Consider the following 14,121-nt stretch of genomic DNA (forward strand, 5'->3'; position numbering starts at 1 on the left):
GGAGGGTTCCCGCAGGCAATACTGCCAGAGTCTTTGAACGCGTTCAATGCTGCCCCGTGCGGCACGGACAGCCTCGGGCCGGGGCGGGCCGCACCGGCCGGCGCCGGCTTCTACCAAGATCGGTTCCAGGGGTCAAGCCACGTATTCGAGTGTCGTGACGCACGCACCCCTGCAGGGTTTATTTGGAGTACGCCCTCACCGGGGAACTCCCGGAGAACAAGAGGCCGGAACATGATTCCCGGTCTTTTCTGCGGGGCGGAATGCAAACCCTTTTGACACCGAATGGAGAACATCATGTCTGAGCGTTTTTGGACCCGTCGCATCTTCCTGGCCGGAGCTTCCGTCGCACTGGTCGGTGGTGGCATCGCCCTGCCGGCGACCGCCATGGCCGCACCCGTCGCCGCCCCGCAGCACGCCGTCAACCTCGTCCAGGACGACAGCGCCGACGGCATCGGTACCGGCGGCGACGCCAACGCCGAGAACACCACCGTCGGCGGTACTGCCAAGGGTGGCGATGCCTCCACCGGCGTCGGCAACTGCAAGGGCAAGTGTGTGATCACCACCGGTAATGCACGCGGTGGTGACGCCAGCGCCGATGCCATCAACACGGGCGATGCGACCGCCGTGGGCGGCGACGGCACGGGCAAGGGCGGCCAGGTGAACAAGCAGAACATCAAGCTGCAGGTCAAGGAGAACCTGAAGCAGAAGCTCGGTCAGTGAGATCTGGCAGCCCATACGGGGAACCACCCCACACAGCAGTAGCCGGAGAGGCGCACAGCCTCTCCGGCTACTGCTGCGTCGGGCGGCGCTGCCGCACGCCCGCAGAGCACCTGTCGGCCCGCCGTCCCGCTGTCGCCATTCGTCAAGTCACGAGAACTCGGAACGTGACGCGATCCGAAAACGAGGGCTTACTCAAGGCATGGGCTCAGCGCACCGGCTGGCCCCACCCGCGTCAACATGCGGAAGAGACGGGCCCGTCCGGCCGCCTCTTCACCTTTTTTCGCGGGAGCGAAATTTCCAATATTCACGCCTCCAGGCCTCGGAGGTCATACTGGCGATGAGGAGCGAGCACATGCGAATCACCATTGTTTTCCCGATGTCCCACGTCGGGGGGAGTGCGTCGTGAGTTCCCTACCTCCTTCGTCCGAGCGCCCCACCGGTCCCCCGTCCGGTCCGCTGTCCGGTCGGCCGACAGAAGAGCAGGCTCCGCCGCCGGGGCCCCCACCGCCTCCTGGGCCTCCTGGACCCCCTGGGCCGCCGACCGTCAGTGGCGAGCCGGGTGGGCCCGGCCGGCGCCGCGGGGGGGCGACTCACGGGTGGCGGTCGCGCAGAACCCTGGTGAGTGCCGGCACCGCCGTGGCCATGGCAACGGCGGTGGTCCTCGGCTTCACTGTGATCGGCGGAAACAAGGCGGTCGGCGGAGAGGTCTTCCTGCAGGCCGCCTCGGCGGCCGGCCCCGACCCGTTCACCCCCTCGACGTCGGCGGAATCCGCGGACACCGGAGTCGTACCCGTAGCTGTTGCACGGTCGAATGACGGCACGGCGGGTGCGCGCACCCTCGAGGTCAACGGTGCGTACCCGGGGCTCTACGGGGGCACGCGGAACCTCGCGAGCTGCGACGTCGAGAAGCAGATCCAGTTCCTCGGGCAGCACAAGGACAAGGCGAAGGCCTTCGCCGCCCCCCTGAGCATCCAGCAGCCCGAGATCCCTTCGTATCTGCGCTCGCTGACTCCCGTCCGGCTCGGCTGGGATACCCGGGTCACCAACCACGGGTACAAGAACGCCGCACCCACCAGCTATCAGGCGGTCCTGCAGGCCGGTACGCCCGTCCTGGTCGACAACCGCGGCGTACCTCGCGTCCGCTGCGCCTGCGGCAACCCCCTGGCCCCGCCCGTCGCCGTCAAGGGAAAGCAGACGTACAGCGGCAAGGAGTGGTCGTCGTTCCAGTCCTCCGACCTCGTTGCGGTCAAGCCCGCCGAAAAGCCGGTGAAGACGGTCATGATGTTCGATCACGACCGCAAGGGCTGGTACGAGCGGTCGAGCGGCGACGTACAGGGCAAGCACGACCACGAGGTCCCGCCCCCGAAGGGCCAAACCCCCGACGCGGCGTACCCGGTGCTGCCCCCGACCGATTCGGGACCAGTGCAGAGGCTCCCCGAGAAGGGGACGGACAAGGTCCCTGAGAGGGGCACGGACAAGGTCCCGGAGAAGGGGACGGACAAGGTCCCTGAGAGGGGCACGGACAAGGTCCCGGAGAAGGGGACGGGCCAGAACCCTGAGAGGGGCACGGACAAGGTCCCGGAGAAGGGGACGGGCCAGAACCCTGAGAGGGGCACGGACAAGGTTCCCGAGAAGGGGACGGGCCAGAACCCTGAGAAGGGCACGGACAAGGTCCCCGAGAAGGGGACGGACCAGAACCCTGAGAAGGGCACGGACAAGGTCCCCGAGAAGGGTACGGACAAGGTTCCCGAGAAGGGGACGGACCAGGTCCCTGAGAAGGGTACGGACAAGGTTCCCGAGAAGGGGACGGACAAGGTTCCGGAGAAGGGCACGGGCCAGAACCCTGAGAAGGGGACGGACAAGGTTCCGGAGAAGGGTACGGACAAGGTTCCCGAGAAGGGCACGGGCCAGAACCCTGAGAAGGGGACGGACAAGGTTCCGGAGAAGGGGACGGACAAGGTTCCCGAGAAGGGGACGGAGAAGGGGACGGGCCAGAACCCTGAGAAGGGCACGGACAAGGTTCCCGAGAAGGGGACGGGCCAGAACCCTGAGAAGGGCACGGACAAGGTCCCCGAGAAGGGGACGGACCAGAACCCTGAGAAGGGCACGGACAAGGTCCCCGAGAAGGGTACGGACAAGGTTCCCGAGAAGGGCACGGGCCAGAACCCTGAGAAGGGGACGGACCAGGTCCCGGAGAAGGGTACGGACAAGGTTCCCGAGAAGGGCACGGGCCAGAACCCTGAGAAGGGGACGAACCAGGTCCCGGAGAAGGGTACGGACAAGGTTCCCGAGAAGGGGACGGACCAGAACCCTGAGAACGGGACAGGCCAGAACTCCGAGAAGGGGACAGGCCAGAACTCCGAGAAGGGGACAGGCCAGAACTCCGAGAAGGGGACAGGTCAGAACCCCGAGAAGGAGTCGGGCCAGAACTCCGGCAACCAGCAGGGCAACAACGAGCAGGGAAACCAGCAGGGCAGCAACGAGCAGGGCAACGAGGGGCAGTCCGGATGAACCGGGGGCCCTCGGTGGTCAGAACTGAACAGCGGTGCACGTGAGGGCCTTCCGCCGGTCGGTAGTGGTGATGTCGCAATCCACACCGAACCCGCGAAGGCCCTCACCTGTTCGACACGACAGCCGGTCACGGACAGAATCTGTCGACCGCCGTCCTGAAGGCGGTGTTGTAGGCGTTCGTGTACGCCTCCTGCGCAGCCTTCTTGCCCGCTGCGTCGGGAGCCAGCCTCTGCAGGTTCGGCGTCTGGGGCTGCGGCTCCGAGTCACAGGCGCCGGACTGGGCCAGCTTCTTCCCCTGGGCCCAGCCTTCCTTGGTGCCGCGGGTCTGTTCCGAGTCGATGAGACGCTGGTTGACGGTGTCCTGTGCAGCCTGGCCGCCCTGGCAGTTGGCCCTGGGACCGCGTGAAGTCTGGAACGCCCTCCACTTGCCGGCCGACACCTCGCCGGACTTGAACGTGCCGTCGCTCTGCACCGTGGCGCTGCCGCCACCTGCGCCGTCGGTCTGGTCGAGGAACACCTTGCCCTTCTTGAATCCGTCGCCGCTGATCGTCACCTTGGTCGCATCCGCCGTGGTTTCGACGAAGCACGCTGCAGCAGGCGCGGCCTGCGGGGCCGCTCCCCACGCCGCGACGGCAGGGCCGAGGGCGAGCGAACCGGCCATGAGGGGGGTGAACAGAGTGATACGAGTTCGCTGGTTCATCGTCGTTCCTCACCTGTGGGGGAGGGGGTGACAGGGACCGCGGGGCTGTGAGTGCGAACGCGCGTGAGGACCGGCATGGTGTGCGGCGGACCTGCGGACTCGGACCACGACGTCGTCGCGGTGGAGGGACATGCTGCGTTCCACACGTGCGTACCGATCGGCCCCGGAAGGAGTCCGTCCCTCCCATCGTGCCCCGCCCGTCCTGACATGGCGACCGGGGGCAAGGAGCCCGCGATGAGGATGACCGGTATGCCGATGCCGTCGCGCGCCGCTGCCGGTGGACCGGTGGCCGAACCCGCGGAGCAGGCGTTCCGGCCTGTCGGCGTCGCCGCCCGGTCCGGATACTGGGGGCATGGAATTCGCCCTCTTCGCCACCTTGCCCGGCCTGGTCCTCCTGCTGACCGCCCTGGCCTTCGCAGACCAGGTGCTGCTCCGCGCCGGGCGGGCCGGAGTGCTGCCGTGGCGGAACAGCGTCCGGCAGGGCCAGATATCGGCGACCGGGTTCGAGCAGCTCCACGCGAGCTTCTCGCCCGGGAAGCAGAACGAGCTCAAGGAGCGGCAGTCGGCGCTGGTGCTGCGGGACGACGAGGAGGACGGCGCACCGCCGCATCGGACAACGGTGGATCTGGAGACGGGGATTGCGGTCGTACGGATGCCGCAAGCCGACCGGTAGGAGGCTGTCGGCGTCCACCGCGACGATTCGCCTCGTACACCCACGGGCTCGTGCGGGGTTGGCAACGACGCCGGGCCCACGGCTGCACGCGCAGGCGGCGTGTCGCGGCTGGATCGCCGTGACACGCCGCCTGCGGTGGGCCGGCAGCTCACCGTCCCTTCGGCGTGGCTGCCGGCCCGGTCAGCCCGTCAGGGGCAGCAGGTCCGCGTCAGCCGTTGCGGTGGTGGCGGCGGCCGTTCCAGGAATCGCTGTCGACGACGTTGCCGCGGTTGTCGCGGAGCGTGGCGCTGTCGCGCTCGTCCCACACCTGGTCGCGGCGGTCCTGGTAGACGTCGTGGCGGGTGTCGCGACCCTTGCCCGTGTGGACCTTGACGCTGGAACGGCCGTCCAGGCGGAAGTCGTTGAAGCGGTAGCGGTTGCCCTGCCGGTCGGAGAGGGTGAAGCCGCGCAGGTTGACGCTGTGACGGCCGGTGTTCTTCACCTCGACCCACTCCCCGTTCAGGGCGCGGGCGGAGCGGTCGTTGCGGCCGGGGCTGTCGTACTGGACGTCACCGATGACGATCGAGGAGTGCGAGGCCCGGTGGTCACGCCCGTGGTCGTCGGCGGCGGCGGCCGGGAGGGCAGCGGCACCGACCAGGGCGCCGGTGGCCAGGAACGTCGCGACGACGCGGCGGGTGGCGAGAGAAGCAGACATGGAGATGACCCCTTCAACAGACAGCGGCCCCTCCCGGCTCGTACGAGGCGGGTGGGCTCCGAACAGTTCCCGGCGTCCTGCCGAGGAGCCACACTCTGGCCCCGAAGCACCACCAAAAGCCACTCATTCTGCGCGTGTTGCCCAATGCGGATATACCAGTGACTCTTGCTTGTAGCGGACAAGTGTCATGGATGCGTTCACGCGGATTGCGGGAGCTTGGGCAAGGGGCCGTGGGAGGCTTGGGGACGGAGGCCTTCGCTGGTGAACGCCCTTTCCCCGGGGCGCGCTTCGGCCCTGCGCCGAATGGGTTCAGGGTCGTGTAACAGCCGCCTCTACCGTTTCTTCGCACCTGCTCGCGTGCACGGTTCTGGTGTTCTAATGTGGGCGCGGCGCAGTGGCGGCACCCCGCCGCACCGCTCGTCTGCGGGGCGTCAGAGCGAGGGCAGGTTGCCCCTCGGCGCCGGGCCGGGTTTCCGCGGCGCGCGGATCAGCGGGAGCAGGGAGGCCGCGCCCGCGAGCGACAGCAGCGCCGCGAACCTCAGCACGCTTTCGATGGCCGATCCGTCGGAAGCCGCCTGCTGCTCCGAGCCGCTCAGAACCTCCAGTACGGTCGCCGCCACCGCCACGGCCACCGCGCCCATCAGGACGAGAGAGGTCAGCACCAGTCCGGAGGCCGCGGCGAGGCGGCTCGAGGGAACGTACGACTGGGTGGCCACGTTCGTCAGCGCCCAGCCGAGTCCGAGCCCGATGCCCACGACCGCGAATACGGCCGTGTAGAGGGCGAGCGGGCCCGCCCAGGTCAGCGCCAGAAGGCTGGCTCCGCTCAGCAGGAGCCCGCCGGCCATCAGCGCTTCCGGCCGCCATCGCTGGGCGAGGTGGCCGGACCAGTAGCTGGCGGCCCCGGCGCCGACGGACAGTGCGAGGAAGACCAGCCCCGCGTCCAGCGGGGAGAGGCCGCGGACCTGCTGGAGGTAGAGCGCGGAAAGGACCGCCACGAGGCAGTACCCGATGTTGGACACGCAACCGGCCAGGGTGACCGTCACGAACGGCACGTTGCGCAGCAGGGACAGGTCCAGCAGCGGTTCGGCGGTCCGGCGTTCGATCACCACGAAGGCGACCAGCAGCAGCGCTCCGGCGGCGAGGCAGGCCAGCGTCGCCGCCGAGGCCCAGCCCCAGTGGCCACCCTGGTCGACCGCGATCATGACCGCGGTGAGACCGCCCGCCACGGTGACGGCTCCGGGCAGGTCCAGGCCGTTGCCGGCCTCTTCGTCGCGGGTGTCGGTGACGAACCGCAGCATCAGGAAGGCCGCGACGGCGCAGACCGGCACGTTCAGCAGGAACACCGCCCGCCAGCTGACGTGCTCGGCGAATACGCCGCCCACGAAGGGACCGAGGGCGACGCCGATCGCGCTGAAGGCCAGCACCGTGCCCACCGCTCGGCCCTGCCGGGCGTCGTGGAAGTGGGCGCTGACGACCGCCACGGCCACGGGGAAGATCAACGCGGCCGTGGCACCCTGCACCACCCGCGCCACGACGAGCCAGGCCTCGTTCTGCGCGGCGCTGCACACGACGGACACCACGGCGAAGCCGACCAGGCCCCACACGATGACCGTGCGTCGCCCGTGGACGTCGGCGGCCCTCCCGCCCGTGATCATCAGCGCGCCCAGGGTCAGCATGTAGCCGCTGACCAGCCACTGCAGATTCGTGGTCGGCGTGGAGAATTCCCGGGCGATCACCGGGAGCATCAGGTTGAGGGCGAACCAGTCCATCTGGACCAGGAGCATGGACATCGAGGCGGCCGCGATGACGGCGCGATCGCGGCCGGAGAACAGCCGGCGGTCGGGCGACACGGTTTCCGCCTTGCCCACGCTCATCGACACGTCCCGTCGGGAGCCCCACCACCCCACCCCAACCAGCATGCGCCCACCCGTGGCACCGGGCACCCTGCGGGGACGGCCGCGCCGACGCCACCCAGGCGGCTTCGCTCGGATCCCGCGGGCCCGGCGCTCGCGCCGACCGGCCCGGTAGGCGTCCGGCCCGTGACCAACTCGCATCCGAGCGCAGCTGGTTGACGCGACGTGCGGCCGGCGCGGCGCTGCGCCGCCGTATGTTGCGGCGCTACTGGCGCGAGGGCGGTCCGGGGCTCGTGAGCAAGGAGGACGGTTGGGTGAGCCCGGCGTACTTCGTCGTCACCAACGGGGTTGTCCGAGTCCTCTGTTGGCCGTCGGAGTACGTACTCCGACGGCTTCGTTCCGGCTGAGCCGGGCCCTCGACGGGACGCGGTGGGACGGGCCGGGAAACATCCGCACGGCGTGCGGATGCCGGAGGGGCGGTGGGCCTCTCCGGCGTCTGCTGTGTGGGGCTGTGGGGCTGTGGGGGGTGGTGTGGTGTGGGGTGGTCACTTGCCGAGCTTGGCCTTGAGGTCCTTCTTGACCTGGGCCTTGATGTTCTGCTTGTTGACCTTGCCGCCGGTTCCGGTGCCGTCGCCGCCTACGGCGGTGGCGTCGCCGGTGTTGACGGCGTCGGCGCTGGCGTTGCCGCCGGTGGCGTTGCCGGTGGTGATGACGCACTTGCCCTTGCAGCTGCCGACTCCGGTGCTGGCGTTGCCGCCGGTGGCGGTTCCGCCGACGGTGGTGTTTTCGGCGTTGGCGTCGCCGCCGGTGCCGATGCCGTCTGCGCTGTCCTGGGGGAGGGTGATGGTCTGCGGGGCGGTGGTGGGTGCGGCCATGGCGGTGGCGGGGAGGGCGATGCCGCCGCCGAGGAGGGCGAGGGAGGCTCCGGCGAGGACGATGCGGCGGGTCGGGAAACGCTCGAACATGGCAATGCTCCATTCGGCAACGGATAAGGGTTTTGGTGTGTCGCCCGTGGGTTTGGCCGGGGGTTTTGGTTGGCCTTTTGTTTTCCGGGGTTTCCCGGTGGGGGCGTACTTCCAATAAACCGTGTGGGGGCGTGTGCGTCACGCCACTCGAATACGTGGCTTGACGCCGGGTGCCGATCTTGATAAAAGCCCGACCGCGCGGATACCGTTCCGCAAGGCGGCGTGCGATGGATCGCCTTACGGATGGCGGGAGCCGACCGGCATGAACGCACATGTCCCGTCTCGCCGGACACCCACGGACGGAAGGCTGGGCCATGCGGAAACTGATCTACGGCATGAACCTGACCCTGGACGGCTACATCGCCGCGGCCGGCGACGACATCGGCTGGAGCGGACCGCCGAGCGACGAGCTGTTCCAGTGGTGGCTCGACCACGAGCAGGCGAGTGGCCTGTCGCTGTATGGGCGCAAGCTGTGGGAGACGATGAGCTCCTACTGGCCGACCGGCGACCAGCAGCCGGGCGCCACCCCGGCGGAGATCGAGTTCGCGCGGAACTGGCGGGACACGCCGAAGGTGGTGTTCTCCTCGACGATCGACAAGGTCGACTGGAACACCCGCCTGGTCACCGGCGACGCGATCGCCGAGATCACCCGGCTCAAGGCCGAGGACGGCGGCCCCATGAGCATCGGCGGCGCGACGCTCGCCGGGGCGGCCATGCGCGCCGGGCTGATCGACGAGTACGCGATCGCCGCCCATCCGGTCCTGGTGGGCAGCGGCACGCCGTTCTTCGCCGGGCTGGACAGCTGGGTGAACCTGAACCTGGTGGAGACGCGGACGTTTCCCGGCGGCGTGGTCCTGACCAGGTACGAGACGAGGCGCTGACCAGCAGCACCCACGCGCTGGTCTCAGGGTGATGCCGTATACGACAAGTGGGACGGCGGGACTGCGGCATCTCACTCGACATTGCCTCTTCGCAGGTCAGGGCGTCGCCTGGCGGCAAGACCGCATGAGGCGGGACAGGACACCTTGGCGGCACAGCGGTGCGAGGTGTCCGCGTACGACCTGTGCGCGCAGGGCTGCCGAGGCGCGTCGAGAGGCGTCGGCCCTGCTCAGCCGGTAGAACGGGCGGCGGCCGGGGACCGCCTCTACGGGGCGGGCCGGGCGCGGGCGTCGCGGCGGCGCAGCCTGGTTGTGCTGCGTGCGCCGTCAGCCTGCGGGGAGCCGCGGCTGCATCGTCTTCAGCCCGTCGAGGGTGAGGTCGAGGAGGCGCTCGGCCTGGTCGCGCTGCTCGGGCCGGGCCGAGGTGAGGGCGATGCCGGCCAGGATGGCGAACACGTCGGTCGGGCGGATGTCGGACCGCAGCGCGCCGACGTCGGTACCGGCTTCCATGAGGGTCGTGATCGCGGTCTGGATCATCTCGCGGCTGCGGCCGTAGGGGTCGCTTCCCGAGGCGACGACGGCTCGTAGCGCGTCGGCCATGCCGAGTTTGGCCGTGGCGTAGTCGATGAACCGGCCCATCCATGCGCGCAGGGCGTCCGGTGGCGGGAGGGTCGCCAGGAGGCAGGGAACCGCCTCGCACAGCCGCGCCACTTCGTTGCGGTAGGCCGCCTCGATCAAGGTCTCCCGGGTCGGGAAGTTGCGGTAGAGGGTTCCGGTTCCCACCCCCGCCTCTTTGGCGATGCGTTCGTAGTGGGCATCCAGCCCCTCGTCGGTGAACACGCGCACCGCGGCAGCCAGGATCTTGTCCCGGTTGCGCTGCGCGTCGGCCCTCAGTGGGCGTCCCGTATCCGGTGCCATCGCCTGTCTGCTCCCTCGCCGCCGGTTGCTAAGTGGAGGCGCCTCCATTTATCGTTCCTGATAACCGGCGGCGCCTCCACTTCCACTCTAGGTCAGACGCCGCCCTCACCCCTCCTCCGGAAGGACCGGTCATGCCGGGAATCGAAGGCAAGGTCATCGCGATCACGGGCGCCAGCAGCGGGATCGGCGAGGCGACCGCGCTGCTCCTCGCCGAACGCGGCGCGAAAGTGGTGCTCGGGGCGCGCCGCCCTGAACGCCTCCAGGCGCTGGCCGCCCGTATCGAGCAGGCCGGCGGCCAGGCCGTCCACATGCGCACGGACGTCAAGCGCCGCGAGGACCTGGCCGGCCTGGTCGGGCTGGCGCGCGACCGCTACGGCAAGCTCGACGTCCTGGTCAGCAACGCCGGGATCGGCCTGATTTCCCCGCTCGACGACCTTCGCGTCGAGGACTGGGAGGAGATGATCGACGTCAACCTCAAGGGCGTCCTGTACGGGATCGCCGCGGCGCTGCCGGTCTTCCGGGAACAGGGCTTCGGGCACTTCGTCAACACCGTCTCCACGGCCGGACTGCGCATCGTGCCGCTCCAGGCGGTGTACGCCGGCACCAAGAACGCCGTCCGCACCATTTCCGAGGGTCTGCGGCAGGAGGCCGGGGACAGCGTGCGCGTCACCGTCGTCTCGCCAGGGGTCACGCGTACGGAGTTCGCGGACTCCATGGCGCCGGAGATGCAGGCCCAGGTCCGCGACCGCATGGACAGGATGGCGATCCCGCCGGAAGCAGTCGCCCGCGCCATCGCCTTCGCCATCGAACAGCCGGCCGGTGTCGACGTGGGCGACATCGTCGTCCGCCCCACAGCCCAGAACTAAGGGATGTCCATCTGCAGCACGCACCGCCGTCCCTCGCCGGCGTCTGCGGGCGGCAGCTGAACCGGGGTGACATGCGTGCCGAATCGTGCCGTGCCACCCTGTTCACATCCCCCGGGGGCAGATGACAGCCGCGACGAACGGAGCGCGCTGTGGGAAATCCGATCCGTGTCAGGGCGCTGCGGCGCCGGGCGGCCGCCGGCTTCGCCGCCCTGTTGTTCCTGGCCCTCGCCTCGGGTACAAGTGCCCGCGCGGCCCCGTCACCCTCCCCGGCACCACCCCCGTCCCCGTCGCCGTGGCCCTCCGGCGTGGGAGATCCGGGCCGGCTCGACCCGCGCATCACGGAGATCATGCGCAAACCGGAGTACCGCCATGCCCAGTGGGGACTCCTGCAGACCGAACCGGCCGACGGGCGGGTGCTGCACAGCCTGTTCCCCGGGCAGTTCTTCATCCCCGGCTCCACGGCGAAACTGTTCGCCGTCTCCGGCACATGGCGCACCGTCGGCACGGACCACCGCTTCGTGACCCCCGTCTACGCGGTCGGGGAGCGGACCGGGGCCACGCTGACCGGGGACCTCGATCTCGTCGCCCAGGGCGATCTCACCATGGGCGGCAGGACGCGCCCCGACGGCACGGTCGCCTACACCGATCTCGACCACACCTACGCCAACGACTTCCCCGGCGCGACCCTCACCCCGGAGAACCCCCTCGCCGGGATCGACCAGCTCGCCCGGCAGGTCCGCGACTCGGGCATCACCCGCGTCGACGGCGACGTGATCGTCGACAGTCGGCTCTTCGCCCCCGACCCGGTCCTGGACCCCACCCCGACCCCCCTGATCATCAACGACAACCTGATCGACCTGCTGACCAAGCCCGGCGACCGGGCGGGCGCCGACGCCCGGCTGGACTGGCGGCCGAAGGTCGCGCCGTACCAGGTCACCTCCACGGTGAAGACCGTCGCGGCCGGGGAGCCGACGAACATCACGGTGACGACCACCGGCGGCGGCACCCGGATCAGCCTGTCCGGCACGATCGCGGCGGACTCCGAGCCGCTGCTGCGGACCTCGCCCATCACGGACCCGGCCGTGTTCGGCCGTACCGCGCTGATCGAGGCGCTCGCGCGGGCCGGGGTGGAAGTCTCCGCCGGCGCGACCGCCCCCAACCCGCTCGCACGGCTGCCCCACGACTACGACGGCCGCCCTCGGGTGGCCGCGTACACCTCACCGCCGTACGACCAGTACGCCAAGCTGATCCTCAAGGTCAGCCACAACCTGGGCGCGAACCTCGGGATCTGCCTGATGGCCGTCACGGACGGCAGCAACCAGTGCGAGGAAGGCTTCCCGGTGCTCGCCGCGTTCCTGGACCGGGCGGGCGTCGACCGCAAGCAGGCGGAACTCATGGACGGCCGCGGCGGCAACCCCGCCGACCGGGCCACGCCGCAGGCACTCGTACAGATGCTGGCGTACTGGCAGCGCACACCGGACGCGCAGCGCTTCCGGGAGGCCCTGCCGATCCTCGGCGTCGACGGTCTGCTGGCCGAGAACTGCCGCAGCTGTCCGGCGCGCGGGAAGGTGTTCGGGAAGACCGGCGCGGCCGTCGGAGGGGACTCCCTCAACGACCGGCTCGCCGTCGGCGCCATCACCATCGCCGGCTACCTCGACAAGGGCGGCGGCCGGTTCGACACCTTCTACGCGGGCGTCAACGGCGCGTCCACGCCGACGGCCGACCCCGCGGGTGTCCTGGCCATCGCCAACGACCTCGCTCTGATCGCCGCCTACCTCCAGGAGTCGCCCTGACCGGGGCCGCGGCCGTGGCCGCTCGGAGTCAGTCGGCTGCCGGGGGCTGCGGGGCGTCGGCCGGTGCGTAGAGCAGGTGCATCACGCCGGTCGTGAAGGTTTCGGACTTGAGCAGCTCCAGCGGGTACGGGCCCTCGCCTTCCGCGAACAGCCGCAGGCCCTCGCCGAGGACGATCGGGTGCACCAGCAGCCGCAGCTCGTCGAGCAGGCCGGCGGCCAGGAGTTGGCGGACGAGGGAGACGGAGCCGGTGACGGCGATGGGCCTGTCGCTGTCCTCGGCCTTCAGCGCCTTCACGCCGTCGAGGAAGTCTCCTTCGAGCTGCTCGGAGTTGCGCCACGTGAATTCGAGGGCGTGGCTCGAGACGACGACCTTGCGCGTGTCGCCGAAGTCCTTGGCCAGCCCCGCATCCTCGCCGCCGGCGCGCTCGCGCTCGGGCCATGCCTCGGCGAAGGCTTCGTACGTCGTGCGGCCGAACAGGAAGGTGTCGCTGGACTGGATGTCGCCCATGACAGCGGCGCCCATCTGGTCGTTGTAGTACGGGAAGTGCCAGGTCTGGGGCTCGGCGACGACGCCGTCGAGGGAGATGAACAGGCCGGCGGTGATCTTGCGCATGGGGGTCTCCCTGGATTGTCGAGCGGCGGTTCGGTTGGCGCTCTCCTGGGGTAGACGGACCGGAACCGCGAAACTCATCGCTCGGATCGCTCGAATGGCCCGATCGGCCGCCCACGCGCACGCTGGAGGGGTGAAGACCGAGGCGCCCGCCACGGCCCGCGGTGTCGTCGCCGGATTCCTCGAGAATCCCGTCGTCGGCATGGCGCCGTGGATCATCTTCTCGCTCCTGGTCGGTCCCGGCAGGTTCGAGATCGCCGTCGTGCTCGCCCTGGCGGCGACGATCGTGCTGGTGGCGGCCGGGCGGATCATCAACAAGGGCAGCACCTGGAAGCTGCTGGAGATCGCCGACCTCGTCTTCTTCGCCGTCATGGCCGTCATCGGCGCCCTCGCGAGCGACGGCACCCGCCGCTGGCTGGAGACGTACGCCGGTGAGGTCTCCAACATCGCCCTCGTCCTGATCGCCTTCGGGTCCATGGCGGTGCGCGTTCCGTTCACCCTCCAGTACGCCCGGGAGCAGGTCGATCCGGAGTACTGGCACACGCCCACGTTCCTGCGGACCAACTACTACATCACCGGCGTGTGGGGGTTGGCGTTCCTGGTCGCCGCCGCGGCGGGCGCGTACGGCGACCTCGTGCTGCACAATCCGAACAACATCTGGACCGGATGGATCATCCAGATCCTGGCCATCGTGGCGGCGCTGCGTTTCACCGCCTGGTACCCGGACGTCGCCCGCGCCCGGGCGCTGCGCGCGGCGGGCCGGCCAGGGCCGGAGCCGCCGCACCTGGCCGGGATGTTCCTGCCGCTGGCCGGGCTGCTCGTGCCCATCGGGATCGCCGTCCTGATCTTCGACGACAACGTGTGGTGGCTGGGCGTGGCCCTGATCGTGGGCGGCAGCCTGCTCACGAAGGCCCTGACGGCCCGCAACTGACCCCGACCG

13 protein-coding genes are annotated in these 14,121 nt (G+C 69.8%); 7 read left to right on the plus strand and 6 right to left on the minus strand.

The annotated features are described in order from the left end of the window. The first annotated feature begins 294 nt into the window (after positions 1-294). Positions 295-720, plus strand: a complete 426-nt coding sequence (locus tag OG299_RS36465) for a hypothetical protein (RefSeq protein WP_266632693.1) — start codon at positions 295-297, stop codon at positions 718-720. 642 nt (positions 721-1,362) lie between these two features. Continuing rightward, positions 1,363-3,231 (plus strand): DUF6777 domain-containing protein, encoded by a 1,869-nt coding sequence (locus OG299_RS36470; protein ID WP_327363869.1) that lies wholly within the window; start codon positions 1,363-1,365, stop codon positions 3,229-3,231. A gap of 127 nt (positions 3,232-3,358) precedes the next feature. On the opposite strand, the gene OG299_RS36475 is transcribed toward OG299_RS36470, so the two are convergent. Then, positions 3,359-3,931 carry a hypothetical protein gene (locus tag OG299_RS36475; protein WP_266632697.1) on the minus strand — a complete coding sequence of 191 codons (573 nt, stop codon included), beginning with the start codon at positions 3,929-3,931 and terminating at the stop codon, positions 3,359-3,361. Between the two features lie 352 nt (positions 3,932-4,283). Between OG299_RS36475 and OG299_RS36480 the strand changes: the two genes are divergently transcribed. Then, entirely contained in the window at positions 4,284-4,604 is a 321-nt protein-coding gene (locus OG299_RS36480; protein ID WP_327363870.1) for a DUF6191 domain-containing protein, read from the plus strand. Positions 4,605-4,812: 208 nt separating this feature from the next. Here OG299_RS36480 and OG299_RS36485 read toward each other — a convergent pair whose 3' ends face one another. The 3 genes from OG299_RS36485 to OG299_RS36495 form a co-directional block, all read right to left on the minus strand. After that, positions 4,813-5,298, minus strand: a complete 486-nt coding sequence (locus tag OG299_RS36485) for a lamin tail domain-containing protein (RefSeq protein ID WP_266632699.1) — start codon at positions 5,296-5,298, stop codon at positions 4,813-4,815. Between the two features lie 431 nt (positions 5,299-5,729). Then, on the minus strand, positions 5,730-7,172 hold the full coding sequence (locus tag OG299_RS36490; protein ID WP_327363871.1) for an MFS transporter: 1,443 nt from the start codon (positions 7,170-7,172) through the stop codon (positions 5,730-5,732). 524 nt (positions 7,173-7,696) lie between these two features. Next, positions 7,697-8,116, minus strand: a complete 420-nt coding sequence (locus tag OG299_RS36495; protein WP_266632701.1) for a hypothetical protein — start codon at positions 8,114-8,116, stop codon at positions 7,697-7,699. Between the two features lie 314 nt (positions 8,117-8,430). Between OG299_RS36495 and OG299_RS36500 the strand changes: the two genes are divergently transcribed. After that, a complete protein-coding gene (locus OG299_RS36500; protein ID WP_266632702.1) occupies positions 8,431-8,997 on the plus strand; it encodes a dihydrofolate reductase family protein in 567 nt (188 codons plus the stop codon). A 324-nt stretch (positions 8,998-9,321) separates the two neighbouring features. Here the strand turns inward: OG299_RS36500 and OG299_RS36505 are convergent, their stop codons facing one another. After that, on the minus strand, positions 9,322-9,912 hold the full coding sequence (locus tag OG299_RS36505) for a TetR/AcrR family transcriptional regulator (RefSeq protein ID WP_327363872.1): 591 nt from the start codon (positions 9,910-9,912) through the stop codon (positions 9,322-9,324). 131 nt (positions 9,913-10,043) lie between these two features. Between OG299_RS36505 and OG299_RS36510 the strand changes: the two genes are divergently transcribed. Then, entirely contained in the window at positions 10,044-10,778 is a 735-nt protein-coding gene (locus tag OG299_RS36510; RefSeq protein WP_327363873.1) for an SDR family oxidoreductase, read from the plus strand. A 149-nt stretch (positions 10,779-10,927) separates the two neighbouring features. Continuing rightward, the gene (gene dacB, locus OG299_RS36515; protein WP_327363874.1) at positions 10,928-12,571 is read left to right on the plus strand and encodes a D-alanyl-D-alanine carboxypeptidase/D-alanyl-D-alanine endopeptidase; all 1,644 of its coding nucleotides are present in this window, start codon (positions 10,928-10,930) and stop codon (positions 12,569-12,571) included. Between the two features lie 28 nt (positions 12,572-12,599). Here the strand turns inward: dacB and OG299_RS36520 are convergent, their stop codons facing one another. After that, entirely contained in the window at positions 12,600-13,184 is a 585-nt protein-coding gene (locus tag OG299_RS36520) for a dihydrofolate reductase family protein (protein WP_266632710.1), read from the minus strand. A gap of 130 nt (positions 13,185-13,314) precedes the next feature. Here OG299_RS36520 and OG299_RS36525 point away from each other — a divergent pair, with 130 nt between their 5' ends. Next, on the plus strand, positions 13,315-14,112 hold the full coding sequence (locus tag OG299_RS36525) for a hypothetical protein (protein WP_327363875.1): 798 nt from the start codon (positions 13,315-13,317) through the stop codon (positions 14,110-14,112). Positions 14,113-14,121: the final 9 nt, after the last annotated feature.

This window comes from Streptomyces sp. NBC_01296, assembly GCF_035984415.1.
GTDB lineage: Bacteria > Actinomycetota > Actinomycetes > Streptomycetales > Streptomycetaceae > Streptomyces.